Here is a 25,835-nt window from a genome sequence, read left to right as displayed (position 1 = left end):
GTGGGCACCGACACCCTGGCCATCCTCCTGCTCGGCTTCTACGCCGCCGGTTACTTCGTCCTCGCGGGTGCGGACATCGGCACCGGGATGCTCCTGCCCCATCTGGGCCGCTCGGACGACGAGCGCCGGCTGGTCGTCGCGTCCTTCGCGCCGTTCCTCCTCGGCAACGAGGTGTGGCTGGTCGCCACCGCCGGCGTGTTCGTCGGCTGCTTCCCGGTGCTGGAGGGCGAGGTGCTCAGCGGCCAGTTCACCGTGGTCGTCCCGCTGCTGGCCGGGTGGATGGTCCGGGACGCGGGGCTGTGGTCGCGCGGGCGTGTGACGGGCCGGGCCGGGGCCGTCTGGCGGGCCGTGTGCGACGGAGCGACCGTGTGCGGCAGCTGGGCGGTGGCCCTGTCCTGGGGCCGGCTGCTGGCGGGGCTGCTCACCGGTACGCCCCACGTGCCCGCGAGCGGCGCGGCGGCGGTGGTCGCGGCCTTCGCCGTGGCCGCGCTGTTCGCGGCGCACGGGGCCGGCTTCGCCGCCGTCCGCCTGACCGGCCCGCCCTTCGAGCGGGCCCGGCGGCTCGTCGGGCGGGCCCGCCCCTGGCAGTCGTTCGCGCTCACGGCCGTCCTCATGGCGGCCCTGCCGGTGGCCGCCGGGTCGTCGCTGCCGCTGGCCCGGTCGGCGGCGGACGGCGCCACGCTCGCCCTGCTCGTCCCCGCGCTGCTCGTCGTGACGCCGCTGCTCGTCACCGTCCAGGCGTGGACCTGGTACGCCTTCCGTCGGCGCGTGACCGGGCCGTCGTACCTGTGAGGCCGCACGTCCCCGCCCGCCGGGCACGTCCCCGCCGCCCCGGCTCGGCGTACGTACGCGGGCGCCGGGTCAGGCGCCGCCGCTCGGTGGCGTCCCGTCCCGGCCGCTGGTGCGCAGCGCCCGCTGCACCCGGGCCAGGACCATCTCGCCGTGCCTGCGGTGCCCGTGGACGCGCGGGTCCTCCGTGACGGCGTACCGCTTGACGTAGGCGCCGAGGAACGCCTGGAGGGTGGCGACCGCGGGGATCGCGATCAACGCGCCGACGGCGCCCAGCAGGGCGGTGCCCGCCACGACCGATCCGAAGGCGACCGCCGGGTGGATGTCCACCGTCCTGGCGGTCAGCTTCGGCTGCAGCAGGTAGTTCTCGAACTGCTGGTACACGACGACGAACGCCAGGACCCACAGGGCGTACCAGGGGGCGACGGTGAACGCGATGAGCATCGGCAGGGCGCCCGCCAGATAGGTGCCGATGGTGGGCAGGAACTGCGAGACGAGGCCGACCCACACGGCGAGCGCCGGCGCGTAGGGCACACCGAGGAACTCCAGCAGGACGAAGTGGGCCAGGCCGGAGAAGAGCGCCATCAGCCCGCGCGAGTAGATGTAGCCGCCGGTCTTGTCGACGGCGATCTCCCAGGCGCGCAGGACCTCCGCCTGCTTGGCCGGGGGCAGCACGGAGCACAGGGCCCGGCGCAACCGGGGGCCGTCGGCGGCGAAGTAGAACGAGAACAGGAAGATCGTCAGGAGCTTGAAGAGGCCGCCGAGGACGGTGGTGGAGACGTCCAGCACGCCGCTCGCGCTGTTCTCGACGTACTGCCGCAGCCACTCCGAGCGCAGCAGGCTGTCCTGGACGGCGACCCTGGACAGCCGGGTGTCGAAGGTCTGGTTGCTCCAGTTGATCAGCGAGTCGAGGTACTTGGGGAGGTCGTCGACCATGCTGACGATCTGCCCCGCGAGCATCGACCCGAGCAGGACGACGAACCCCACGCCCACCGCGAGGACGCTCAGGAACACCAGGAACGTGGCCAGGCCCCGGCGCATGCCCCGGGCCGCCATACGGCCCACGGCGGGCTCGACGGCGAGGGCGAGGAAGAACGCGATCAGGATGTTGAGGAGCAGCCCGATGAGCTGGTGAAAGGCCCAGCTGCCCAACTGGAAGCAGGCGTACAGGGCCAGCGCGAGCACCATGGCGCGGGGCAGCCAGCGGGGCATGCGCGCCACGGCGGGGGCGGACAGCGCGGCCGGGGCGCCCGGGGCGGGGGCGCCGGCGGCCGGGGCGCCGGCTGTCGCGCCGACCGCGGTGGCGGGGGCGGCTGCGGGGTCGGGTCGGGGAGCCCCGCTGGGGGACGGGTCGGGGTCGGGGCTGGGGTTCTGGGTCTCGTCAGTCGGGGCCACGGGGCAAGTGTCGCTCACCGCTGCGACAGCCTGCCGGGGCCCTGTGGACAACCGGCCGGGGACGGCCGGTGGACGGACGGCGGACGGCGGGTGGCGGACCAGGACGGAGGACGGAGGACGGAGGACGGAGGACGGAGGACGGAGGACGGAGGACGGAGGCCAGCGGAGGGACGGGCCGGGACGGCCGCGGCGGACCGGATGGTTCCGGTCAGCGCTTGTCGGCCGGGACGTCGACGGCCGCGCAGACGGCCCGCCACACGTCCTTCGCCTCCCAGCCGGCGTCCAGCGCCCCGTACACCGTCCGGCCGCCCAGTTCGGACATCACGTGGTCGCGGGCGAACGACTCGGCGTACGCCGCGCCGAAGTGGTCCGCCATCCGCTCCCAGAAAATCGTCAACCGCATGCCTCCAGTATCGCGCTCCTGAGAGTGCCGCCCGGCCCACGGGACCCGACGGGAGCCGTCCACGCCCTACGGTCGGGACATGGGTCGACACATGGCTGAAACTCCCCTTGCGCGGGCCGAGCGGTTCATCTGGCTCACGGCTCGCGTCCTCGAACAGCGCCGGTTCGCCTACCACTTCCTCGGCGGGGGCGCCGACGCCGTCGAGACCGCTCTCGCCCCGTACGCCAATGCCGACGGCGGCTACGGGTACGCCCTGGAGCCGGACGTACGGGGACCGGTCAGCCAGCCGCTGCACACCGCCCACGCGCTGCGGGTCCTCGACTCGATCGGCCGGTGCGGCGGGACGCGCGTGGAGCGGGTCTGCCGGTACCTGACCTCCGTGTCGACGTACGACGGGGCGCTGCCGGCCGTTCACCCGTCCGTGCGGGGCTATCCCGTCGCTCCGTTCGTCCCGGTCGTCGACGACCCGCCGAGCGACCTGCTGGCCACCGGGCCCGTGGTGGGGCTGCTCCACCGCAACCAGGTGTGGCACGCCTGGCTGTTCCGGGCGACCGACTTCTGCTGGGCGGCCGTGGAGTCGATCGTCGAGGCGGGGCGGTCCCACCCGTACGAGGTGGAGGCGGCCGTGGCGTTCCTCGATGGCGTCCCGGACCGGGCCCGGGCCGGGGCCGCGGCGGACCGGCTCGGACGCGTGGTGCGGGAGCGGCGGCTCGCGGTGCTGGAGCCGGATCGCGCCGACGCCTACCCGACGGCACCCGGGTACGCGCCGGGCGAGCACCACTTCCCGCACGACTACGCGCGCGTGCCGGGCTCCCTGGCCCGGGCGTGGTTCACCGACGAGGAGATGGCCCGCTCCCTGGACCACCTGGCGGGCCTGCAGGACGAGGACGGGGGGTGGCCGGTCACCTGGCGCCAGTGGGCCCCCGGTACGGCCCTGGAAGCCCGCCCGGCCGTCACGATCGAGGCCCTGCGCACGCTGCGGGCCCACGGCCGCCCCATCGACTGACCGCCCCGGCACCGGCCAGGCTCCTGCCCCGCACCCGGCCGCGAGCGCGGTCCGGGACGGCGGGGGCCCGGCACGGCGGGGGCCCGGGACGGCGGGACGGCGGGGCCCGGGGCAGCGGGGCCGGGAACGGCGGGGCCGGGACAGCCTCCCGGTACGGAGCGGTCAGCCGCCCAGCGCCCGGGCCCCCGCCGTCACCACGACGGCCGCGGCGACGACCACCAGGAACGGCGCGCGCAGCAGCAGGGCCAGCGCGGCCGCCGCGACGCCGGCCGCGCGGGCGTCGACGACCAGGGCGCCCCCGGAGGCGAACGTCTGCTGGGCGGTGAGCGCGGCGAGCAGGGCCACCGGCAGCAGCGCCGACAGGCGCCGTACCAGCGGACGCTCCAGGGTCTCGGCCGGTACCAGCAGGCCACCGAGCTTGAGCAGATAGCAGCCGACGGCCGTCAGGCCGATCGCGATCCAGATCCCGGCCCCGCTCACCGCCCGCCCTCCCCGCGTCCCTTGAGCCACAGCACGACGGGGGCGGCCGCCGCCGCCACGAGCACGGGCACACCGGCGGGCAGCACCGGCAGGAAGCCGAGCCCGAGGAGGACCGCGAGCCCGGCCACGGCCCGCTCCGTAGCCGTGCGCAGCATCGGGGCGAGCAGGGCGAGGAAGACGGCGGGCCCGGCCGCGTCCAGGCCCCAGGCGGCCGTGTCGCCGATGGCCTCGGCGCCGAGCGCGCCGAGGAGGGTGGTGAGGTTCCACAGCACGTAGAGGGTCACGCCGGTGACCGTGAACCCGACGCGCGCGGTCCGGCGGTCCGGCTGGGCCAGGGAGACCGCGGCGGTCTCGTCGATCACCCAGTGCGCGGCGAACGGGCGCACCGCGCGCGGGAGCGCAAGCAATTGCGAGAGGCGCAACCCGTAGAAGGCGTTGCGCGTGCCGAGGAAGAACGCTCCCGCGGCGGCGGTGAAGGGGTTGCCTCCGGCGGCGAGCGCGCCGACGAGGGCGAACTGCGAGGCGCCGGTGAAGACGAGCAGGCTGAGCGCGCAGGTCTGGAGGAGGTCCAGGCCGGCGCCGACCGAGGTCACGCCGAAGGCGAAGCCGGAGAGGCCGACGGCGACGCCCACGCCGAGGGAGTCCCGCACGACGGCCCTGCCGGGCTCCGCCGCGGCCGGCTCCACCGCCTCCGGCACCGCCGCGTCCGGCGCCACCGCGCCGCTCGGCCCCGCGGGCGGAGCGGCGGACGGCGTGCCGGGCCGACCGGGCGGCGCGGCGGGGTGTGCTGCTGCTGTGTCTCGTTCTGCCACGCCCCGGACGCTACGGCGGCCCCTCCCGGCCGGTCTTGTACGTTCTTGCGCGCTCACGCTGGTACGCACCGGGCGGCACCCCGACGATCCGGGTGAAGTGCCGGTTCAGGTGGGGCTGGTCGCTGAAGCCGACCGCCGCGGCCGCCGCGGCGGGTGCCGTGCCGGCCTCCAGCAGGCGGCGGGCGGCCCGTACGCGCGCGTTGGTGAGCCACGTGTGGGGCGGCATCCCGTACGCCGCCTTGAAGGCGCGCAGCAGGGCGAAGGGGCTGGTGTCCAGCTCCCGGGCGAGCTGCTCCAGGGAGGGCGGCGCGGCCATCCGGTCGAGGAGCGCCTCGCGCGCGGCGGCGGCCGCGCGGGCCCCGGCGACGACGGGCGTGCGGGGCGGGGCGCTGCGGCCGTGGCGGCGCAGGAGGCGGGCGACGGCGACGCGCAGCACGGTGTCGGCGGCCAGGGCGTTGCCCTCCTCGGCGGCCCGGTGCACGGCCCGGACCAGCCGCGCGGTGCTCTCGTCCTCGACGATCGTCTCGGCGAAGGCGACGGTGCCGCGCAGGGTGGTCTCCTCCTCGGCGATGCCCGCCACCAGGTGCGACGAGGGGTAGAGCGTGGCGTAGGACCAGCCTTCGGGGACCCCGGCGTGCGCGGAGTGCGGCACCTCCGGGTTGATCATCACGACGGTGCCGGGTCGGGCCTGGATCGTGCCGTCCGGCAGCACCACGTCCTCGACGCCCCGGCGGACCGCGCCGAGGACGTACCCCTCGTGGCTGTGGCGGGAGAAGGAGTGGCGGACGTAACGGGCGCGCAGCAGGTCCAGGCCGGGCACGCCCGGGTACTGCCAGTGCCTGGCCCACTCGTCGGTCCGGTCGCCGCCCGGGTCGCTCCCCATGGCTCCATTCTGCGTCGGGCTCCGTCCGGGGGCCGCGCCCACCCCCGCTGACCTGCGTGTCCGTCGGGCGCACGGTCTTTGTCAGTGGCGCGGTGCACGATGGTGGGCATGGCCGGGACCGCACTCGACTCCTTCTCCCCCGCGACGCGCGGCTGGTTCACGGGGGCGTTCGACGCGCCCACGCCCGCCCAGGAGGGGGCCTGGCGGGCGATCGGCGCCGGGTCGAACGTGCTCGTCGTGGCGCCGACCGGCTCGGGCAAGACGCTCGCCGCGTTCCTGGCGGCCCTGGACCGGCTCGCGTCGGAGCCGCCGCCCGCCGACGCGAAGAAGCGCTGCCGCGTGCTGTACATGTCACCGCTCAAGGCCCTCGCCGTCGACGTCGAGCGCAACCTCCGCAGTCCGCTGACGGGCATCCGGCAGGAGGCCGTGCGGCTGGGGATGCCGGAGCCGCAGGTGCGGGTCGGCATCCGCTCCGGCGACACACCGGCCGCCGAGCGGCGCTCGTTGGCGACGCGCCCGCCGGACATCCTGATCACCACGCCCGAGTCGCTCTTCCTCATGCTGACCTCGGCCGCCAGGGACGCGCTGGCGGGCGTGGAGACGGTCATCCTCGACGAGGTGCACGCCGTCGCGGGCACCAAGCGCGGCGCCCACCTCGCGCTCTCCCTGGAGCGGCTGGACGGGCTCCTGCCCCGCCCCGCGCGCCGCATCGGCCTGTCGGCGACGGTCCGGCCGGTGGACGAGGTGGCGCGGTTCCTCTCGCCGCAGCGGCGGGTCGAGGTGGTGCAGCCCCCTTCGGGCAAGGAGTTCGACCTGTCCGTGGTGGTGCCCGTCGAGGACCTCGGCGAGCTCGGCGGCGCCCCCGCCGCAGACGGCGGCGGGGGCGGGGGCGGGCCCGCCGAGAAGGCGTCGATCTGGCCGCACGTGGAGGAGCGGATCGCGGACCTGGTCCAGGCGCACCGCTCGACGATCGTCTTCGCCAACTCCCGGCGGCTCGCGGAGCGCCTGTGCAACCGGCTCAACGAGATCGCCTACGAGCGGGCGACGGGCGAGCCGCTGCCGGCCGACGCCTCCCCCGCGGAGCTGATGGCCCAGTCGGGTGCCGCCAAGGGCGCTCCCCCGCTGCTGGCGCGGGCGCACCACGGCTCGGTCTCCAAAGAGCAGCGGGCACTGGTCGAGGAGGACCTGAAGGCGGGCCGGCTGCCGGCCGTGGTGGCGACGTCCAGTCTGGAGCTGGGCATCGACATGGGCGCGGTGGACCTCGTCGTCCAGGTCGAGTCGCCGCCGTCGGTCGCGTCGGGGCTGCAGCGCGTGGGCCGGGCCGGGCACCAGGTGGGCGCCGTGTCGCGGGGCGTGGTGTTCCCCAAGTACCGGGGCGACCTGGTGCAGTCGGCAGTGGTCACGGAGCGGATGCGCCAGGGCGCCATCGAGTCGCTGCGGGTCCCCGCCAATCCGCTGGACGTGCTCGCCCAGCAGCTGGTCGCGATGGTCGCGCTGGACACGTGGAGCTACGACGACCTGCTGGCCCTGGTCCGGCGGGCCGCCCCGTTCGCCTCGCTGCCCGAGTCGGCGTTCACGGCCGTCCTGGACATGCTCGCCGGCCGCTACCCGTCGGACGCGTTCGCGGAGCTGCGGCCGCGCGTGGTGTGGGACCGGATCACCGGCGCGATCACCGGGCGGCCCGGCGCCCAGCGGCTCGCGGTCACCTCCGGCGGCACCATTCCCGACCGGGGCCTGTTCGGGGTGTTCCTGGCCGGCGCCGACCCCAAGCGGGGCGGCGGCCGGGTCGGCGAGCTCGACGAGGAGATGGTGTACGAGTCGCGCGTCGGCGACGTGTTCACGCTCGGCACGTCGTCGTGGCGGATCGAGGACATCACCCGCGACCGGGTGCTGGTCTCGCCCGCGCCGGGCGTGCCGGGCCGGTTGCCGTTCTGGAAGGGCGACCAGCTGGGCCGCCCGCTCGAACTGGGCCGGGCCCTCGGGGCGTTCCTGCGCGAGATCGGCGCCCTGCCGCCGGAGGACGCCCGACTGCGGCTGGTCGCCGCCGGGCTCGACGCGTGGGCCGCGGAGAACGTCCTCGCGTACCTCGACGAGCAGCGCCGCGCGTGCGGGCACGTCCCGGACGACCGGACGATCCTCGTCGAGCGGTTCCGCGACGAGCTGGGCGACTGGCGCGTCGTCGTGCACTCGCCGTTCGGGGCGCAGGTGCACGCCCCGTGGGCGCTCGCGCTCGGCGCCCGCCTCGCCGAGCGGTACGGCATGGACGCGCAGGTCATGCACGCCGACGACGGCATCGTGCTGCGCCTGCCGGACGCCGACCTGATGGGTCTGGACTTCCTGGACGACGACCCGGCCGCGCCCGCCGCACCGGGCGGCGGCCCGGAGTACGACAGCGAGCAGTCGCCCGTCGGCGCCGCCGACGTCGTCTTCGACCGCGGCGAGGTCGACCGGATCGTCACCGAACAGGTGGGCGGTTCGGCGCTGTTCGCCTCCCGCTTCCGGGAGTGCGCGGCCCGCGCGCTGCTGCTGCCCCGGCGTACGCCGGGTCGGCGCACGCCCCTGTGGCAGCAGCGCCAGCGGGCGGCGCAACTGCTGGAGGTGGCGAGCGAGTTCGGCTCCTTCCCCATCGTCCTGGAGGCCGTCCGCGAGTGCCTGCAGGACGTGTTCGACGTGCCGGGCCTCCAGGAGCTGATGGGCGACCTGGAGGCGCGGCGCGTGCGGCTGGTGGAGGTGACCACGCCGGAGCCGTCGCCGTTCGCCCGCTCGCTCCTCTTCGGGTACGTGGCGCAGTTCCTGTACGAGGGGGACTCGCCGCTCGCCGAGCGCCGCGCCGCCGCGCTGTCGCTGGACTCGCGGCTGCTGTCGGAGCTGCTGGGCCAGGCGGAGCTGCGCGAGCTGCTCGACCCCGAGGTGCTGGCCGAGCTGGAGCGGGAGCTGCGGTGGCGCACGGACGACCGGCGGCTCAAGGACGCCGAGGCGGTCGCGGACGCGCTGCGCGTGCTGGGCCCGCTCACGGACGGCGAGCTGGCCGAGCGGGGCGCCGACCCGGCGTGGGCGGCCGAGCTCGCCGCGACCCGCCGGGCGATCCGCGTGCGGATCGCGGGCGCCGACCACTGGGCCGCCGTCGAGGACGCGGGCCGGCTGCGCGACGCGCTGGGCACGGCTCTGCCGGTGGGTGTCCCCGAGGCGTTCACCGAACCGGTGAAGGACCCGCTGGGCGACCTCCTGGCGCGCTTCGCCCGCACCCACGGCCCGTTCACCTCCGCCGACGCCGCCGCCCGGTTCGGTCTCGGCACGGCCGTCACGGACGGCGCCCTGCACCGGCTCGCCGCGGGCGGCCGCGTCGTCCAGGGCGAGTTCCACCCCTCCGGCATCGGCCAGGAGTGGTGCGACGCGACCGTCCTGCGCCGGCTGCGGCGCCGCTCCCTGGCCGCGCTGCGCCAGGAGCTGGAACCGGTCCCGCCCGCCGCCCTCGCCACGTTCCTGCCCCAGTGGCAGCACGTGGGCGGCAGCAGCCTGCGCGGCCTCGACGGGCTCGCCCGCGCGGTGGAGCAGCTGCAGGGCGCCCCGGTGCCCGCCTCGGCGCTGGAGCGGCTGGTCCTGCCCTCCCGCGTCCGCGGCTACACCCCCGCGCTCCTCGACGAGCTGACGACCACCGGAGAGGTCCTCTGGGCGGGAGCGGGCTCCCTGCCCGGCAAGGACGGCTGGGTGTCGCTGTACCTCGCCGACGCCGCGCCCCTGCTCCTCCCCGCGCCCCACCCGCTGGAGACCACCGCCCTGCACGAGTCGGTGCTGACGGCCCTGTCCGGCGGGTACGGGTTGTTCTTCCGCCAGATCGCCGACCAGGTCCGCGCCACCACCCACCCGGAGGCGACGGACCCGGCCCTCGCCGACGCCGTGTGGGACCTGGCCTGGTCGGGGCGGCTGACCAACGACACCCTGGCCCCCCTGCGCGCCATGCTCGGCTCGGGCCGCACGGCGGGCTCCACCGCGCACCGCGCGCGGCGCCCGGTCCCCCGCGGCCGGTACGGCACGCTCACGGCGGCGGCGCGGCCCGCGTCGCGCTCCGGTCCGCCCACGGTGAGTGGCCGCTGGTCCCTGCTGCCGCCCGCCGAGCCCGACCCCACGCACCGCGCGCACGCCCTGGCGCGCACGCTGCTCGACCGGCACGGCGTCGTCACGCGCGGAGCGGTGGCCGCCGAGGGCGTCGAGGGAGGCTTCTCCGCCACCTACCGCGTCCTGTCCGCGTTCGAGGACAGCGGCCAGGCACGGCGCGGGTACGTCGTGGAGGGGCTGGGTGCCGCGCAGTTCGCGATGGACGGGGCCGTGGACAGGCTGCGGGCCGCCGCGACGGCCCGGGACCGCGCCGACGGCACCGCCGACCCGCAGGCGGTGGTCCTCGCCGCCGCCGACCCGGCCAACGCGTACGGCGCCGCCCTGCCGTGGCCCGAGCCGCCGGCCGGGGCCTCGCACAAACCGGGCCGCAAGGCCGGCTCCCTGGTGGTGCTGGTCGACGGCGAGCTGACGCTGTACGTGGAGCGCGGCGGCAAGACGCTGCTGTCATGGGCCGCCGACCCGGACGCCCCCGCCCTCCAGGCCGCGGCGGGTGAGCTCGCGGCGGCGGCCCGGGCCGGCGCGCTGGGCACGGTCACGGTGGAGCGGATCAACGGCACCGCGGCCCTGACCTCGCCGTTCTCCCGCGCCCTGGAGGCCGCGGGCTTCCACGCGACGCCGAGAGGACTGCGCCTGCGGGCGTAGACCCGCCGAGCCCGAGCATCATGGACCCATGCCCGAAGGAGACACGATCTGGCTCACCGCCCACCGGCTCCACGGCGCCCTCGCCGGCCACCTCCTGACCCGCTCCGACCTGCGGGTGCCGAAGCTCGCGACGGTGGACCTGGCGGGGCGGGTGGTCATCGACGTCACGCCGCGCGGGAAGCACCTGCTGGCGCGGATCGAGGGTGGTCTGACGCTCCACTCGCACCTGCGGATGGACGGCTCCTGGCGGCTGTTCGCGGCGGGTGAGCGCTGGCGCGGCGGCCCCGACCACCAGATCCGGGCGGTCCTGGGCACCGCGGAGCGGACCGCCGTCGGGTACCGGCTGCCGGTGCTGGACCTGCTGCGGACGGTCGACGAGCCGTCCGTCGTCGGCCACCTCGGACCGGATCTGCTGGGCCCGGACTGGGACTTCGAGGAGGCGGTGCGCCGCGTCGTCGCCGATCTGGCCCGCCCGCTCGGCGAGGCCCTGCTCGACCAGCGCAATCTCGCCGGCATCGGCAACGTCTACAAGTGCGAGCTCGCCTTCCTGGCGCGGGTGACGCCGTGGCTGCCCGTCGGCGAGCTGGGGCCCGGCGTGCCCGAGCGGCTCGTCGCCACGGCGCACCGCCTCCTGGAGGCGAACAAGCACCGCTTCGACCGCCGCACCATGCCGGGTGACCGCCCCGACCGCCGCCTGTACGTCTACGGTCGGCTGCGCCGGTCCTGCTACCGGTGCGGCACCCCGATCCGCAAGCACGGTGCGGACGACGACCCCCGCGACCGGGTGTCCTACTGGTGCCCCGGCTGCCAGACCGGGCCCGCGCCCACCGACTGACGGGGCGCCGGCGACCGCCGACTGCTGACGCGGCGCCACACGACCCTGACGCGGCGCCACCGCCTGTTCCAGGGTCCGCCGTTCGCTACCCGCCGCCCGCGGGCCCGCCACGCCATTCGCCGGGCCCTTCCACGCCCTCACCGCGGGCGCTGGTCCGCTCCTCGCGCGCGGCGCGGCACTCCAGCGCCCCCGCGCGGTCACCGTGCTCCGCGTCCTCCCCGTGCTCCGCGTACTCCCCGTGCCCCGCGCGGGGCTTGCGCGGCCCGCCCCGGCCGACGGCCCGTACGACGTCCCACACGAGGCCGCGCAGGGCCTCGGGGAACGACTCGCGCACGAGGGTCCGCCACCGGGGGCGCCGGCCGGCCCCGCGGGCGGGCCCCGGAGCGCCGGTGACGTGCACGGGGAGCAGGCTCAGGCCCCAGCCGCTCGCGGCGGCGGCCTGTTCGACGATCCCGGCCTGTTCGGGTACGAGCGCCAGGCGCAGCACGGCCCACCACCACAGCCCGCCCAGTACGAGAGCCGACACGAGCGCCGGCAGCGGGACCCGTCGCCCTACCATGGCCGCCTCCTCCGGTCGACGCTAGACCGGGCCGATCACCAGGCGGCAGGGCGCACCGGAGCGATCACCGGCGCGTCCGGCGCCCGGAGCCCCGCCCGCGGTGCCGCGGCCCCTCGGCGCGGCACCCCGGGCGTCACGCCCGGGGTGCCCGCGTCGGGACGGCTCCCTGCCCTGGTGGCACGCATCAGGCGTTCTCGGCCTGGAACATCCACGCGTGCTTCTCGAGCTCGCCGGTCAGTCCGATCAGCAGGTCCTGGGTCACCGGGTCGGGCTCCTCGGTCACCGCGACGCGCTCACGCATGCGCTCGATGACGGTGACGAGCGCGTCCACCAGGATCCGCACGGCGTCGCCGTCCTGGATCCAGCCGGTCGGAACGGTCGCGATGGCGCTGCCCGAGGCGACGGTGGCGGCCCGGCCGTCGGGGTTGATGCCGAGGGCGGAGGCGCGTTCGGCCATGACGTCGGAGTGCGTCCGCGCGGCCGTCACGACCTCGTCCAGCTGCAGGTGGATCGACCGGAAACGGGGGCCGACGACGTTCCAGTGGACCTGCTTCGCGACCAGCGACAGGTCGACGAGGTCCACCAGCGCGCCCTGCAGGGCCTCACCGACCACCTTGCGGTCGGCCTCGGACAGCGAACTCTTGACGACAGCCATGCCAATCCTCCATTCCGTGCGCACGTTCACCATGACACACAGTGCACAAAACAGGCATTCGCTGCAAAGGATGCAAAGCGAAAGCCCCGGTCAGTACGCGGGTACCGACCAGGGCCTGGCTTCAAACGTCGATCCTGCGAATCCGGACTGGTCCGGGGCGGGATCGGGGGTCAGGCGGCGACGACGTCGACCGCCTCGGCGGGTGCCTTGATGGTCACCCGCTCCGTCGGCACACCCGCCACCGACGTCACGGACACAGAATTGAGCATCGGGCGTACTGGCGCGGGCACCGGCTCACTGGCCGCTGCCGATTCCGCCAGCTCCGCCAGCGACAGCTCGTCGCTCACTTCTCGCATGAGCTCGGACATCCGTACGTCCAGCGCGTCGCAGATAGCGGAGAGCAGCTCGGAGGAAGCCTCCTTCTGCCCCCGCTCCACCTCGGAAAGATAGCCGAGCGATACTCGGGCGGACGAGGAGACTTCGCGCAGAGTACGGCCCTGGCGCTGGCGCTGCCGACGCAGCACGTCACCCAGCAGGCGACGGAGCAGAATCATCGGTGGCTCCCTCCTCGGACCGCGTAGCCGCATCCTTCACGCCCCACCGTACCGCCTCGTGCTGCGGCCGTGCGGGGAGCGATGTCGTGTTCACTCAGGGCTGCAAACATCAATTCTCCCCGTTCTGTTCCGTATCCTTTGCCCGCGCATTCTCCGAGAGTTCGCCCATGAGGAGCTCCAGCACGCTCCGTACGCTCTCCCTACGGATTTCCGTCCGGTCGCCGTTCAACCGCAGTGCGGCCACTTTCCCGCTCGCGGCGCCGCTCCCGGGTGGCCCCCAGACGGCGACGAACACCGTGCCCACGGGCTGTCCGTCCTGCGGTTCCGGGCCCGCCACACCTGTCGTCGCGGCCCCCCACCCGGCGCCCAGCCGGCTGCGGACACCCCGTGCCATCTGCAGCGCCACGTCCGCGTCGACCGCGCCGCGCCGCTCCAGCAGCCCGGCGTCCACGCCCAGCAGGTCCCGCTTCAGCGGGGTGGCGTACGCCGTGACGGACCCGCGGAAGGCGCGGGAGGCACCGGGCACGGCCGTCAGTCCGGCGGCGACAAGACCACCCGTGAGTGATTCCGCCACCGCGAGTGTCTCGTCACGCTCGGCGAGCAGATCCAGCACGCGCGCCGCCGCGCACTCCGCCCCCGGGCCGCCGGCCGGACGTCCGGCCGCGGCCCGTGCCGCCCCTTCCTCGCGTACCGCCCGTCTCACCTGGGCGGCTCCGGGGCACTCGACGCGGCAGGCCCGGCGGGCGCGGCGGGGTCCGCGGACGCGGCCGGACCCACGGCGGGACCGGCGGGCGCGGCGGGACCGCCCGGCGCCTCGGTCGCGGGCCCGCCCGGCACCGCGGGCGCCGATGCCGCGGGCGCCCCCGGACCCGACGGGCCCGCCGGATCCGCGGCCGCGGCGCTCGCGAGGGCGCGCTCGGCGGCGAGTCCCCGGCGCCGCAGTACGACGGCCTGGCGTACGTAGTCGAGTCCCGTCACCACGGTGAGGGCGACGGCGAGGGCCATCACCCACCAGCGGAGGGTGGCCAGCGGACCGGTGAGCGCCAGCACGTACATGCCCACGGCGGTGCCCTGGGCCAGCGTCTTCATCTTGCCGCCGCGGCTGGCCGGGATGACGCCGTGCCGGATGACCCAGAACCGCAGCAGGGTGATGCCCAGCTCGCGGAAGAGGATCACCCCGGTCACCCACCAGGGCAGGTCGCCGAGGGCGGACAGGCAGATGAGCCCGGCCGCCATGATCGCCTTGTCCGCGATCGGGTCGGCGATCTTCCCGAAGTCCGTGACGAGGTCGTACGTGCGGGCCAGGTGGCCGTCGAAGATGTCCGTGATCATGGCGACGGCGAACGCCGCCCAGGCCCAGGCGCGCCAGGCCGGGTCGTACCCGCCGTCCTGGAACAGCAGCACCACGAACGCCGGGACGAGGACCAGTCGGATCATGGTCAGGATGTTGGCGATGTTCCACAGGCTTGCCTGGTTGACGGCCGCCGCTCCCAGCTTCCCGCCGGGCGCCCTCCTCCCCGAGCCGCCTGCGGCGGACGCCGGGACTCCGGTCATCTGCCCGCCTCCTCGATTACCTCGGCCACCAGGTCGACGCCTTCCGTGCCGACGACCTCGGCCTTGACCATACGGCCCACGGCGAGCCCGTCGCCCCGGGCGAAGAGCACCTGGCCGTCCGTCTCGGGCGCCTGGTGCGCCGCGCGGCCGGCCGCGGCGTACTCGTCGTCGTCGAGGTCGACCGTCTGGACCGACTCGACCAGTACCTCCAGGGTCTCTCCGATCCGCTCCTCCGCGCGCTGGGCGGTGAGCTCCTCGGCGAGCCGGGACAGGTGGGCGAGGCGCTCGTCCACGACCTCCTGGTCCAGCTTGGCGTCGTACGTCGCGGCCTCGGTGCCGTCCTCGTCGGAGTAGCCGAAGACGCCGATGGCGTCCAGGCGTGCGTGGACGAGGAAGCGCTCCAGCTCGGCGAAGTCGGCCTCGCTCTCGCCGGGGAAGCCGACGATGAAGTTGGACCGCACGCCCGCCTGCGGGGCCTTGCCGCGGATGGTGTCCAGCAGCTCCAGGAACCGGTCGGTGTCGCCGAAGCGCCGCATGGCGCGCAGCACGGCGGGGGCGGAGTGCTGGAACGACAGGTCGAAGTACGGCACGACCTTGTCGGTGGAGGTCAGCACGTCGATGAGGCCCGGGCGCATCTCGGCCGGCTGGAGGTAGCTGACGCGGACCCGCTCGATGCCGTCGACGGCGGCGAGCTCCGGCAGCAGCGTCTCCAGGAGGCGGATGTCGCCGAGGTCCTTGCCGTACGAGGTGTTGTTCTCGGAGACCAGCATGACCTCCTTGACGCCCTGCTCGGCGAGCCAGCGGGTCTCGCCCAGCACGTCGCCGGGGCGGCGGGAGACGAAGGAGCCGCGGAACGAGGGGATCGCGCAGAACGAGCAGCGGCGGTCGCAGCCGGAGGCCAGCTTCACGGAGGCGACGGGGCTGGTGTCCAGGCGCCGGCGCAGCGGCGCGCGCGGACCGGACGCGGGCGCGAGGCCCTCGGGCAGGTCGGCGGGGGCCTCGGACACCCCGGGCGCCTCGGTGAGGGGCTCGGCGCCGTGGCCGGGCAGGGCGACGGCCGTGGCGGCGCTCTGGCGCTCCACGGGGCTGAGCGGCAGCAGCTTGCGCCGGTCGCGGGGGGTGTGGGAGGCGTGGGAGCCGCCGCTGAGGATGGTCTGGAGGCGGTCGGAGATGTCGGCGTAGTCGTCGAAGCCGAGCACGCCGTCGGCCTCGGGCAGGGCCTCGGCGAGCTCCTTGCCGTACCGCTCGGCCATGCAGCCGACGGCGACGACGGCCTGGGTCCTGCCGTGGTCCTTCAGGTCGTTCGCTTCGAGGAGGGCGTCGACGGAGTCCTTCTTCGCGGCCTCGACGAAGCCGCAGGTGTTGACGACGGCGACATCGGCGTTCGCGGCGTCCTCGACGAGCTGCCAGCCGTCCGCTGCCAGGCGGCCTGCGAGCTCCTCCGAGTCCACCTCGTTACGGGCGCAGCCAAGAGTGACAAGGGCGACGGTACGGCGTTCGGGCATGGGCTCAAGACTACTTCGTCCCCGGAGCCCCTCCCGCGCACAGGTCCGGGCCCCCTCCCGACCACCGCAGGCCCCGCCCCCGCCCCCGGTGGCCGGGGGTGGGGGCGGGGCCTGCGACGGGTCGCGTCCGGGGGCCGCGAGGGCCCGGGGCGGCGGCTCCGGGGCGCGGGCGCGGCCCGGGACCGAGGGGTCCGGACCGGAAGGGTCCGGGCGGGGCGGCCGCGGGCTCAGCCGACCTGCGGGTCGCCCTTGCTGTAGGACAGCCGCTCGACCTGGCCGGCGGCGAACTCGTCCTCGACCTTCTTGCCGTTGACGAAGAGCTCGATCGCCCCGGCGTTGCCGAGGATCAGGTCGAGCCGCTCGTCGTCCTGGAAGGTCTTGGTGTCGCCCTTCAGGAGCAGCCCGTCGAAGAGCAGCTTGCCGTCCCGGGCCTTCGCCGAGATCCAGCTCTTGTCGTCGACGGCGGTGAGCTTGACCGTGACCTTGTCCCGGGGGACGGCCGCGATCGCGCTGTCGGAGGCGGCCGGCGTCGGCTTGGGCTTGACCGGCTTGGGGGCCTGGGTGGCGGAGCGGGACGGGGCCGGGCCCTCCGCGACGTTCTGGGTGCCGTTGCCGGCGTCGCCGCGGCTGAAGAGGGTGAAGCCGACGAACCCGACCACCGCGACGATCGCGGCGACCATGGCGGCGGTCCAGTTGGGCCGGCGCCGCTCGGGGCGGATCCGCTCCGCCTCGAACATGGGGCCGGCGGGGGTGGGGGCGGGGCGGCCGCCGTGCTCCGCGTCGTACTGCGCGACCAGGGCGGACGGGTCCAGCCCGACGGCCCGTGCGAGCGTGCGCACGTGTCCGCGGGCGTAGACGTCGCCGCCGCAGCGCGAGAAGTCGTCCTCCTCGATGGCGTGCACGATGGGGACGCGCACCCGTGTGGAGTTGCTGACCTCTTCGACGGTCAGGCCGGCGTCGACGCGGGCCTGGTGGAGCGTGCGGCCGATCGATGGCCCGTCACTCGCGGGGGGCGAGGGGCGGTCGTCTTCGGGTGAGTTGCCGTCGGGGGCGTTGCCGATGGACACGAGAGCGCCTTTCGAGCGTGTAACCACCTGCTGGAGGTTCAGTCTATGGGTGGTGCGAAAGGGTGGAGCAACCGGGCGGGCGCCGTTTGTACGCCATCGGAATGGCCGTCGCCCCGGGATGCGGGGACTCACATTGTCCGCCAGTTCCCTCAACTTGACGTGCGGCCGGGGGAAACGGTTGCTCACGGTTCTCTTACGGGTGAGACACGGTCGGGCTCATGAGCCGGTCTCACCGCGGATGGAGGCCAGTACACCGTCCAGGTCGTCCGGTTTCACCAGAACGTCCCGTGCCTTGGACCCCTCGCTGGGTCCGACGATGTTCCGCGACTCCATCAGGTCCATCAGCCGGCCGGCCTTGGCGAAGCCGACGCGCAGCTTGCGCTGGAGCATCGACGTCGAGCCGAACTGGGTCGACACGACCAGTTCGGCCGCCTGGCACAGCAGGTCCAGGTCGTCACCGATCTCCTCGTCGATCTCCTTCTTCTGCTTGCTGCCGGTCGTGACGTCGTCCCGGAAGACCGGCGCCATCTGGTCCTTGCAGTGGCGTACGACGGCCGCCACCTCGTCCTCGGTGACGAAGGCGCCCTGGAGGCGGACCGGCTTGTTCGCGCCCATCGGCAGGAAGAGGCCGTCGCCCTTGCCGATCAGCTTCTCGGCACCCGGCTGGTCGAGGATGACCCGGCTGTCGGCGAGCGAGGAGGTCGCGAAGGCGAGGCGGGAGGGGACGTTCGCCTTGATCAGACCGGTGACGACGTCGACGGAGGGCCGCTGGGTGGCGAGCACCAGGTGGATGCCGGCGGCGCGGGCCAGCTGGGTGATGCGGACGATGGCGTCCTCGACGTCACGCGGCGCGACCATCATCAGGTCCGCCAGCTCGTCGACGATGACGAGCAGGTACGGGTAGGGCTGGAGCTCCCGTTCGCTGCCGGGGGGCGTGGTGAGCTTGCCGCTGCGCACCGCGGCGTTGAAGTCGTCGATGTGCCGGTAGCCGAAGGCGGCGAGGTCGTCGTAGCGCAGGTCCATCTCGCGCACGACCCACTGGAGCGCCTCGGCGGCCCGCTTGGGGTTGGTGATGATCGGCGTGATGAGGTGCGGGATGCCCTCGTAGGCGGTGAGTTCGACCCGCTTGGGGTCGACGAGCACCATCCGCACGTCCTCGGGGGTCGCCCTTATCATCACCGAGGTGATCAGGCAGTTGATGCAGGAGGACTTGCCCGAGCCGGTGGCTCCGGCGACCAGGACGTGCGGCATCTTCGCGAGGTTGGCCATCACGTAGCCGCCCTCGACGTCCTTGCCGAGCGCCACGAGCATCGGGTGGTCGTCCTCGGCGGCGTCCGCGAGCCGCAGCACGTCGCCGAGCTTGACCATCTCGCGGTCGGTGTTGGGGATCTCGATGCCGACGGCGGACTTGCCGGGGATCGGGGAGATGATCCGCACGTCGGGGCTGGCCACGGCGTACGCGATGTTCTTGGTCAGCGCGGTGATCCGCTCGACCTTGACGGCGGGGCCGAGCTCCACCTCGTAGCGGGTGACCGTCGGGCCCCGGGTGAAGCCGGTGACGTCCGCGTCGACCTTGAACTCGGAGAAGACGTTCCGCAGCGACGCGGCGATGGCGTCGTTGGCGGCGGTGCGCGTCTTGCCGGGCCCGCCGCGCTCCAGCAGGTCGAGCGCGGGCAGGGCGTACGTGATGTCCCCGGCGAGCTGGAGCTGCTCGACCCGTGCGGGCATGACGTCGGACGCCTCGCGCACGGGCACGGGCTTGGTGAGGTCCGGTACGAGCCCGGCGCCCTCCCCGGCGGCGCCGGCGTCCTCGCGCGCGGGGGGTGCGGCGGCGGGCGCGGCGGCACTGTCGCGGGTCCGGCCGCGGCCGGACCCGCCGGTGTCGTGGCCGGTGCGGGCGGGGTCGCGGTCGGTGGTGACGTCCCGGGTGAGGTCGGCGACGAGGGGCGAGGGCGGCATGCCGTTCAGGACGGCGCCGTCGAGGTCGGCGGCGGCCGCCGCGGCGAGGTCGACGGCGTCCCGCGGCCGGTCGAACCCGGACCGGGCGGCGGGCGACCTGCGGCCGCGCGTCCTGCCGCGCCGGGCGAGCGCCTCCTCCTCGGCGAGGTCCGGGTCGGTATCGGCGGGCCCGCGCGGGCCGGCGGCGCGGCGGCGCGTGGGGCCCTCCGGCAGTCCCTCGCGCCACTGCTCGTCGTACCGCCGGTCGTCCTCGCCCCACTCCTGGTACGGCTCGATGACGCCCAGCCGCTCGCCGAGCGCCCTGAGCCGGCGCGGGATGGCGTTGACGGGCGTCGCCGTGACGACGAGCAGCCCGAAGACGGTGAGGAGCACGAGGAGGGGGACGGCGAGGACCTCGCCCATCATGAAGACCAGCGGCTTGGACGCGGCCCAGCCGATGAGGCCGCCCGCGTCCTGGAGGGCCTGGGCGCCCGCGTCGCGGCCCGGGGAGCCGCAGGCGATGTGGACCTGGCCGAGGACGCCGACGACGAGGGCGGAGAGGCCGATGACGATGCGGCCGTTCGCCTCGGGCCGCTCCGGGTGCAGGATCAGCCGGACCGCCATGGTGCCGACGAGCAGCGGTACGAGCAGGTCGAGCCGGCCGAACGCGCCGGTGACGAGCATGTCGACGAGGTCGCCGACCGGCCCGTGCAGGCCGGCCCAGGTGCCGGCGGCGACGATCAGCGCGAGGCCGAGCAGCAGCAGGGCGAGCCCGTCCTTGCGGTGGGCGGGGTCGAGCCCCTTGGCGCCGCGCCCTATGCCCCGGAACATGGCGCCGACGGCGTGGGCCAGACCGAGCCACAGGGCGCGCACGAGGCGGTAGACGCCTCCGGTGGGGGACGGCGCGGTCCTGGCCGCCGCCTTCTTCGCGGGGGCCTTGCGGGCGGGGGCCTTCTTCACCGCGCCCTTGCGCGCGGGCGGCTTGGCGGCGGTCTTCCTGGCGGGCGGCTTGCCGGGGACCGCCTTCTGCGCGGCGCCCGTGGTACGGCCGGCGCGCGGCTTCGCGGTGCCCGCCGTGCCCTGGGAGCCCTTGCCGGACGTACGTGAGGCCATGGGGGTGAGGTTACCGGTGTGGGGGGCGAGGAACACGCGTCCACCCGCTTCACCCGTTCGTGTCGCACCGGTGGAGTCACCGTGCTGACGCACCCTCAGGGCGGCGCGCGGGGAGCGGCTGCCGCCACCGCCGGGAGCGGGCCGACCGACCGAGCAAGCGGGCGGTCGACGGCGGCCGACCGGCAGGAGGCACGGGGCCTGGTCCGGGACCGACCCGCAGGGCCGTGGGCGGCGGCCGACCGGGAGGAGGCCCGGGGCCGGATCCGTGGTGGAGCGGAGCGGAGGCGGAAGGCCCCCGGCGGGTCAGCCGGGGAGGCCGCCGCCGGGCGTACCGGGCTCCAGGGCGTCCAGTGCCCGGCGGAGCCCTGTCAGCTTCCGCTCCAGGTGGGCGGCTGTGGCGACGGCCGCGGCGTCCGCGGACTCGTCGTCCAGCTGTTTGGAGAGCGCCTCGGCCTGCTCCTCGACGGCGGCGAGCCGCGCGGACAGTTCGGCGAGGAGGCCCGCGGACTCCTTGGCGGCGACGCCCGCCTGACCGCCGCTCCCCTCCAGCTGGAGGCGCAGGAGCGCGGCCTGCTCGCGGAGCTGACAGTTCTTCATGTACAGCTCGACGAAGACGGAGACCTTGGCCCGCAGGACCCACGGGTCGAACGGCTTGGAGATGTAGTCCACCGCGCCCGCGGCGTAGCCCCGGAAGGTGTGGTGGGGGCCGTGGTTGATGGCGGTCAGGAAGATGATCGGGATGTCGCGGGTGCGTTCGCGGCGCTTGATGTGCGCGGCGGTCTCGAAACCGTCCATCCCCGGCATCTGGACATCCAGCAGGATGACCGCGAAGTCGTCCGTCAGCAGCGCCTTGAGCGCTTCCTCCCCTGACGATGCCCGCACCAGCGTCTGATCGAGCGCGGAGAGGATGGCCTCCAGCGCCAGCAGATTCTCCGGCCGGTCATCGACCAGGAGGATCTTGGCCTTCTGCACCATGGCCCGTCCTCCTCGTCCCGGCAGTTGGCCGGGCGCCGCCCCAGGGGACGACTCCCTTGTGCCGTCCGTCCTTGTGCCGGTCATCGTAGCCGCACCCCGCCCGTCGCCACACCCTGTCACCGCGATGTCACTGTGCACGTACCGGAAACGCGGTGGGAGACCAGAAAGTTCCCCGGAAACCGGCCTCCCACACGCTTCCGACCATGACCCGACGGCACGTTATGAAAACTTATTCAATATTCGATCATTTACCGTTCATCCACTGGTCCATGACGGACAGCAGGTGGTCCGGGTCGACGGGCTTCGTCACGTAGTCCGAGGCTCCCGACTCGATCGCCTTCTCCCGGTCGCCCTTCATCGCCTTCGCCGTCAGCGCGATGATCGGCAGCCCGGCGAACTGCGGCATCCTGCGGATCGCCGTCGTCGTGGCGTAGCCGTCCAGCTCGGGCATCATGATGTCCATCAGGACGACCGCCGCGTCGTCGTGCTGCTCCAGCACCTCGATGCCCTCCCGGCCGTTCTCCGCGTACAGCACCGACAGGCCGTGCTGCTCCAGCACGCTGGTCAGCGCGAAGACGTTGCGGATGTCGTCGTCGACGATCAGGACCTTCTCGCCGTCGAACCGGAAGGTGCGGCGCGGCGCCTGCCCCTCCTGCCCGCCGGGCGTCTCCGCCCCCCGGGCGCCCGGCTGGCCGGCCTGGCCGGGCAGGGCGGGCCGGGACTCCGCGGCGGCGGGCGCCTTGCGGCGGTGGCGGAACAGCGCGCCCGACCCGGCCGGCCGCGCCTCCCCGGCCCCGCCGGCCACCGCTCCCCCGGCCGGCGGCGCCATCGGCGCCGACGCGGGCGACGGCGCGGACGCCCCGCCGGCCCCGCCGGTACCGCCCGCCCCGTCGTACGCGGCCTCCTCGGCGGACCCCGCGTCGGCCTCCTGCCCCGGCCCGTACCCGTGCGGGGGCAGCTCGTTGACGTGGAGCGGCAGGTACAGGGTGAACGTCGAGCCGCGGCCCGGCTCGCTCGCCGCGTGGATCTCGCCGCCCAGCAGCCGGGCGATCTCCCGGCTGATGGACAGGCCGAGGCCGGTACCGCCGTACTTGCGGCTCGTCGTGCCGTCCGCCTGCTTGAACGCCTCGAAGATGACGCGCATCTTGCCGGCGGCGATGCCGATGCCGGTGTCGGTGACCGAGAAGGCGATCAGGTCCGCGTCCGGGTCGCGCAGCGAACCCGCCTCCAGCAGCTGCTCCCGGATCGAGGTCGGCACGTCGGCCTTCGCCGGCCGGATCACCAGCTCCACCGCGCCCGTGTCGGTGAACTTCACGGCGTTGGACAGCAGGTTGCGCAGCACCTGGAGCAGCCGCTGCTCGTCGGTGTGGAGCGTCGCGGGCAGCTCGGGGGAGACCCGTACGGAGAAGTCGAGGCCCTTCTCGGCGGTCAGCGGGCGGAACGTCGCCTCGACGTAGTCGACCAGCTGCACCAGCGCGATCCGCGTCGGGCTGACGTCCATCTTGCCCGCCTCGACCTTCGACAGGTCGAGGATGTCGTTGATCAGCTGGAGCAGGTCGGAGCCCGCGCCGTGGATGGTCTCGGCGAACTCCACCTGCTTCGGCGAGAGGTTGCCGGCGGCGTTGTCGGCGAGCAGCTTGGCGAGGATCAGCAGCGAGTTGAGCGGGGTGCGCAGCTCGTGCGACATGTTCGCGAGGAACTCGGACTTGTAGCGCATGGAGACGGCGAGCTGCTCGGCCCGCTCCTCCAGCACCTGCCGGGCCTCCTCGATCTCGGTGTTCTTCACCTCGATGTCGCGGTTCTGCTGGGCCAGCAGCTCGGCCTTCTCCTCCAGCTCGGCGTTGGAGTCCTGCAGCGCCTTCTGCCGGTTCTCCAGCTCGGCGGACCGCTCGCGCAGCTGCTCGGTGAGCTCCTGCGACTGCTTCAGCAGCACCTCGGTCTTGCTGTTCACGCTGATGGTGTTGACGCTCGTCGCGATCATCTCGGCGATCTGGTTGAGGAAGTCCCGCTGGATCTGCGTGAACGGCTGGAACGACGCCAGCTCGATCACGCCGAGGACCTTCCCCTCGAACAGCACCGGCAGCACGATCACGTGCGCGGGCGCCGCCTCGCCGAGCCCCGACGAAATCTTCAGGTACCCCGGCGGCACGTTGACCTGGATGGTCCGCTTCTCCTCGGCGGCCGTCCCGATCAGCGTCTCGCCCGGCCGGAACGACGTCGGCATGGACCCGGCGGAGTAGCCGTAGCTCGCCCGCATCCGCAGCTCGTACGCGCTGTCGTCGACGCCGCCCGGCTCGACCGCGCCGCCGCCCGTGGGTACGGCCAGGAAGAACGCGCCGTGCTGCGCCGAGACGACCGGCGTCAGCTCGCTCATGATCAGCGAGGCGACGTCGTCGAGGTCCCGGCGGCCCTGCATCAGACCGGAGATACGGGCGAGGTTGCCCTTCAGCCAGTCCTGCTCCTCGTTGGCGAGGGTGGTGTCGCGCAGGTTGGCGATCATGGTGTTGATGTTGTCCTGGAGGACTTGGATCTCACCGGAGGCGTCCACGTCGATCTTCAGGTTGAGGTCGCCGCGGGTCACCGCGGTGGCGACGGCCGCGATGGCGCGCACCTGCCGGGTGAGGTTGCCGGCCATCTCGTTCACCGACTCGGTCAGGTCGCGCCACGTGCCGTCGACGTCGCGGACGCGGGCCTGGCCGCCGAGGATCCCCTCGGTGCCCACCTCGCGGGCGACGCGGGTGACCTCCTCGGCGAAGGACGACAGCTGGTCGACCATCGTGTTGATGGTGTTCTTCAGCTCCTGGATCTCGCCCCGCGCGTCGATGTCGATCTTCTTGGTGAGGTCGCCCTTGGCGATGGCGGTGGTGACGGCGGCGATCTGCCGCACCTGGCCCGTGAGGTTCGACGCCATCGAGTTCACCGACTCGGTGAGGTCCTTCCAGGTGCCGGAGACACCGGGCACCCGCGCCTGGCCGCCCAGCTCGCCCTCGGTGCCCACCTCGCGGGCGACGCGGGTCACCTCGTCGGCGAACGACGACAGCGTCGTCACCATCGTGTTGACCGTGTCGGCCAGCTCGGCGACCTCGCCGCGCGCCTCGACGGTCACCTTCTTCGTCAGGTCGCCGTTGGCGACCGCCGACGAGACCCGCGAGATGTTCCGCACCTGCGAGGTGAGGTTGTTCGCCATCACGTTGACGTTGTCGCTGAGGTCCTTCCAGATGCCGGTGACGCCCCGCACCCGGGCCTGACCGCCGAGGATGCCCTCGGTGCCCACCTCGCGGGCCACCCGCGTCACCTCGTCGGCGAAGTTCGACAGCTGGTCGACCATCGTGTTGACGGTGGTGACGAGGTCGAGGATCTCGCCCCGCGCGTCGACCGTGATCTTCTTCGACAGGTCGCCCTTGGCGACGGCGGTCGTCACCTGTGCGATCTGGCGCACCTGCGAGGTCAGGTTGCTCGCCATGAAGTTGACGGACTGCGTCAGGTCCTTCCAGGTGCCGGAGACGCCCTGCACCTCGGCCTGGCCGCCGAGGATGCCCTCGGTACCCACCTCACGGGCGACGCGCGTGACCTGCTCGGCGAAGTTCGACAGCTGGTCCACCATCGTGTTGAGGGTGTTCTTCAGCTCCTGGATCTCGCCGCGGGCGTCCACGTCGATCTTCTGCGACAGGTCGCCGCGGGCGACCGCGGTGGCCACCTGCGCGATGTTGCGCACCTGCGCGGTGAGGTTCCCGGCCATGCTGTTCACGGAGTCCGTCAGGTCCCGCCACACCCCGGCGACGCCCGGGACCTGCGCCTGACCGCCCAGCCGCCCCTCCGTGCCCACCTCGCGGGCCACCCGGGTCACCTGCTCGGCGAAGGCGGAGAGCTGGTCGACCATCGTGTTGATGGTGTTCTTCAACTCCAGGATCTCGCCGCGGGCGTCCACGTCGATCTTCTGCGACAGGTCACCGCGCGCCACGGCCGTCGTCACCTGGGCGATCTGCCGCACCTGCGAGGTGAGGTTGCCGGCCATGAAGTTGACGGAGTCCGTCAGCTCCTTCCAGGTACCGGACACCCCGTCGACCCGCGCCTGACCGCCCAGCCGGCCCTCGGTGCCCACGTCCCGCGCCATCCGCGTCACCTGGTCGGCGAACGACGACAGCTGCGCCACCATGGTGTTGACGGTGTTCTTCAGCTCCAGCATCTCGCCGGCCACGTCCACGGTGACCTTCTGCGACAGGTCGCCGTTGGCCACCGCCGTGGTGACCTGCGCGATGTCCCGCACCTGACCCGTCAGGTTCCGGAACGCCGTGTTGACCGAATCCGTCAGGTCCTTCCACGTGCCCGCCGCACCCGGCACCCCGGCCTGACCGCCGAGCCGCCCCTCGACACCGACCTCCCGCGCGACCCGCGTCACCTCGGAGCCGAACGCGGAGAGCTGGTCGACCATGGTGTTGACGGTGTTCTTCAGCTCCAGCATCTCGCCGGCCACGTCCACGGTGACCTTCTGCGACAGGTCGCCGTTGGCCACCGCCGTGGTGACCTGCGCGATGTCCCGCACCTGACCCGTCA

At 74.1% G+C, this 25,835-nt stretch carries 19 protein-coding genes; 4 read left to right on the top strand and 15 right to left on the bottom strand.

Annotated elements, in window-relative coordinates; genetic code table 11:
* Complete coding sequence (locus LPA54_RS30100; RefSeq protein ID WP_228983724.1) at positions 1-792, top strand: cytochrome d ubiquinol oxidase subunit II; 792 nt, start codon at positions 1-3, stop codon at positions 790-792.
* Positions 793-861: 69 nt separating this feature from the next.
* Here the strand turns inward: LPA54_RS30100 and LPA54_RS30095 are convergent, their stop codons facing one another.
* Positions 862-2,001 (bottom strand): AI-2E family transporter, encoded by a 1,140-nt coding sequence (locus tag LPA54_RS30095; RefSeq protein ID WP_306806558.1) that lies wholly within the window; start codon positions 1,999-2,001, stop codon positions 862-864.
* Positions 2,002-2,392: 391 nt separating this feature from the next.
* Entirely contained in the window at positions 2,393-2,587 is a 195-nt protein-coding gene (locus LPA54_RS30090) for a DUF3046 domain-containing protein (protein ID WP_228983722.1), read from the bottom strand.
* 91 nt (positions 2,588-2,678) lie between these two features.
* Here LPA54_RS30090 and LPA54_RS30085 point away from each other — a divergent pair, with 91 nt between their 5' ends.
* Positions 2,679-3,593, top strand: coding sequence for a hypothetical protein (locus LPA54_RS30085; protein ID WP_228983721.1), 915 nt, complete (start codon positions 2,679-2,681; stop codon positions 3,591-3,593).
* A 162-nt stretch (positions 3,594-3,755) separates the two neighbouring features.
* Here the strand turns inward: LPA54_RS30085 and LPA54_RS30080 are convergent, their stop codons facing one another.
* The 3 genes from LPA54_RS30080 to LPA54_RS30070 all read right to left on the bottom strand — a co-directional run bounded on the left by LPA54_RS30080 (position 3,756) and on the right by LPA54_RS30070 (position 5,768).
* Positions 3,756-4,073 carry an AzlD domain-containing protein gene (locus LPA54_RS30080; RefSeq protein WP_228983718.1) on the bottom strand — a complete coding sequence of 106 codons (318 nt, stop codon included), beginning with the start codon at positions 4,071-4,073 and terminating at the stop codon, positions 3,756-3,758.
* Complete coding sequence (locus LPA54_RS30075; protein WP_228983746.1) at positions 4,070-4,789, bottom strand: AzlC family ABC transporter permease; 720 nt, start codon at positions 4,787-4,789, stop codon at positions 4,070-4,072. The genes LPA54_RS30080 and LPA54_RS30075 overlap by 4 nt, the downstream gene beginning before the upstream one ends.
* A 106-nt stretch (positions 4,790-4,895) precedes the next feature.
* Entirely contained in the window at positions 4,896-5,768 is an 873-nt protein-coding gene (locus tag LPA54_RS30070; protein ID WP_228983717.1) for an AraC family transcriptional regulator, read from the bottom strand.
* Between the two features lie 108 nt (positions 5,769-5,876).
* On the opposite strand from LPA54_RS30070, the gene LPA54_RS30065 reads away from it, so the two are divergent.
* Positions 5,877-10,526 carry a DEAD/DEAH box helicase gene (locus LPA54_RS30065; protein ID WP_228983715.1) on the top strand — a complete coding sequence of 1,550 codons (4,650 nt, stop codon included), beginning with the start codon at positions 5,877-5,879 and terminating at the stop codon, positions 10,524-10,526.
* A gap of 28 nt (positions 10,527-10,554) precedes the next feature.
* On the top strand, positions 10,555-11,361 hold the full coding sequence (locus tag LPA54_RS30060) for a DNA-formamidopyrimidine glycosylase family protein (RefSeq protein ID WP_228983714.1): 807 nt from the start codon (positions 10,555-10,557) through the stop codon (positions 11,359-11,361).
* 85 nt (positions 11,362-11,446) lie between these two features.
* Here LPA54_RS30060 and LPA54_RS30055 read toward each other — a convergent pair whose 3' ends face one another.
* From LPA54_RS30055 to LPA54_RS30010, 10 genes are all read right to left on the bottom strand, one after another.
* Positions 11,447-11,920, bottom strand: coding sequence for a hypothetical protein (locus tag LPA54_RS30055; RefSeq protein WP_228983753.1), 474 nt, complete (start codon positions 11,918-11,920; stop codon positions 11,447-11,449).
* Between the two features lie 184 nt (positions 11,921-12,104).
* Positions 12,105-12,575, bottom strand: coding sequence for a Dps family protein (locus tag LPA54_RS30050; RefSeq protein WP_228983713.1), 471 nt, complete (start codon positions 12,573-12,575; stop codon positions 12,105-12,107).
* Between the two features lie 170 nt (positions 12,576-12,745).
* Positions 12,746-13,129: a helix-turn-helix domain-containing protein gene (locus LPA54_RS30045; protein WP_019889909.1), complete on the bottom strand. Its 384-nt coding sequence runs from the start codon at positions 13,127-13,129 to the stop codon at positions 12,746-12,748.
* Between the two features lie 109 nt (positions 13,130-13,238).
* Positions 13,239-13,742, bottom strand: coding sequence for a CinA family protein (locus LPA54_RS30040; protein ID WP_228983708.1), 504 nt, complete (start codon positions 13,740-13,742; stop codon positions 13,239-13,241).
* A gap of 86 nt (positions 13,743-13,828) precedes the next feature.
* Entirely contained in the window at positions 13,829-14,683 is an 855-nt protein-coding gene (gene pgsA / locus LPA54_RS30035; protein WP_228983706.1) for a CDP-diacylglycerol--glycerol-3-phosphate 3-phosphatidyltransferase, read from the bottom strand.
* Positions 14,680-16,188 (bottom strand): 30S ribosomal protein S12 methylthiotransferase RimO, encoded by a 1,509-nt coding sequence (rimO, locus tag LPA54_RS30030; protein ID WP_228983705.1) that lies wholly within the window; start codon positions 16,186-16,188, stop codon positions 14,680-14,682. Before rimO ends, pgsA begins: the two co-directional genes overlap by 4 nt.
* Positions 16,189-16,415: 227 nt before the next feature.
* Positions 16,416-17,255 carry a helix-turn-helix domain-containing protein gene (locus LPA54_RS30025; RefSeq protein WP_228983703.1) on the bottom strand — a complete coding sequence of 280 codons (840 nt, stop codon included), beginning with the start codon at positions 17,253-17,255 and terminating at the stop codon, positions 16,416-16,418.
* 216 nt (positions 17,256-17,471) lie between these two features.
* The gene (locus LPA54_RS30020) at positions 17,472-20,306 is read right to left on the bottom strand and encodes a DNA translocase FtsK (protein WP_228983700.1); all 2,835 of its coding nucleotides are present in this window, start codon (positions 20,304-20,306) and stop codon (positions 17,472-17,474) included.
* Between the two features lie 303 nt (positions 20,307-20,609).
* The gene (locus LPA54_RS30015; RefSeq protein ID WP_228983698.1) at positions 20,610-21,281 is read right to left on the bottom strand and encodes a two-component system response regulator; all 672 of its coding nucleotides are present in this window, start codon (positions 21,279-21,281) and stop codon (positions 20,610-20,612) included.
* A 244-nt stretch (positions 21,282-21,525) separates the two neighbouring features.
* Positions 21,526-25,835, bottom strand: a 4,310-nt coding sequence (locus tag LPA54_RS30010; RefSeq protein WP_228983695.1) for a HAMP domain-containing protein, incomplete at its 5' end; no start/stop codon positions are given.

The organism is Streptomyces sp. DH12, assembly GCF_020873895.1.
Classification (GTDB): domain Bacteria; phylum Actinomycetota; class Actinomycetes; order Streptomycetales; family Streptomycetaceae; genus Streptomyces.
This window is presented reverse-complemented; position numbering and strand designations above follow the sequence as displayed.

Coding starts and splice junctions, on each gene's coding strand:
- LPA54_RS30095 (WP_306806558.1), bottom strand. CDS start 2,001: ATGCCCCGCTGGCTGCCCCGCGCCATGGTGCTCGCGCTGGCCCTGTAC.
- LPA54_RS30090 (WP_228983722.1), bottom strand. CDS start 2,587: ATGCGGTTGACGATTTTCTGGGAGCGGATGGCGGACCACTTCGGCGCG.
- LPA54_RS30085 (WP_228983721.1), top strand. CDS start 2,679: ATGGCTGAAACTCCCCTTGCGCGGGCCGAGCGGTTCATCTGGCTCACG.
- LPA54_RS30070 (WP_228983717.1), bottom strand. CDS start 5,768: ATGGGGAGCGACCCGGGCGGCGACCGGACCGACGAGTGGGCCAGGCAC.
- LPA54_RS30065 (WP_228983715.1), top strand. CDS start 5,877: ATGGCCGGGACCGCACTCGACTCCTTCTCCCCCGCGACGCGCGGCTGG.
- LPA54_RS30060 (WP_228983714.1), top strand. CDS start 10,555: ATGCCCGAAGGAGACACGATCTGGCTCACCGCCCACCGGCTCCACGGC.
- LPA54_RS30055 (WP_228983753.1), bottom strand. CDS start 11,920: ATGGTAGGGCGACGGGTCCCGCTGCCGGCGCTCGTGTCGGCTCTCGTA.
- LPA54_RS30050 (WP_228983713.1), bottom strand. CDS start 12,575: ATGGCTGTCGTCAAGAGTTCGCTGTCCGAGGCCGACCGCAAGGTGGTC.
- LPA54_RS30045 (WP_019889909.1), bottom strand. CDS start 13,129: ATGATTCTGCTCCGTCGCCTGCTGGGTGACGTGCTGCGTCGGCAGCGC.
- pgsA (WP_228983706.1), bottom strand. CDS start 14,683: ATGACCGGAGTCCCGGCGTCCGCCGCAGGCGGCTCGGGGAGGAGGGCG.
- rimO (WP_228983705.1), bottom strand. CDS start 16,188: ATGCCCGAACGCCGTACCGTCGCCCTTGTCACTCTTGGCTGCGCCCGT.
- LPA54_RS30020 (WP_228983700.1), bottom strand. CDS start 20,306: ATGGCCTCACGTACGTCCGGCAAGGGCTCCCAGGGCACGGCGGGCACC.
- LPA54_RS30015 (WP_228983698.1), bottom strand. CDS start 21,281: ATGGTGCAGAAGGCCAAGATCCTCCTGGTCGATGACCGGCCGGAGAAT.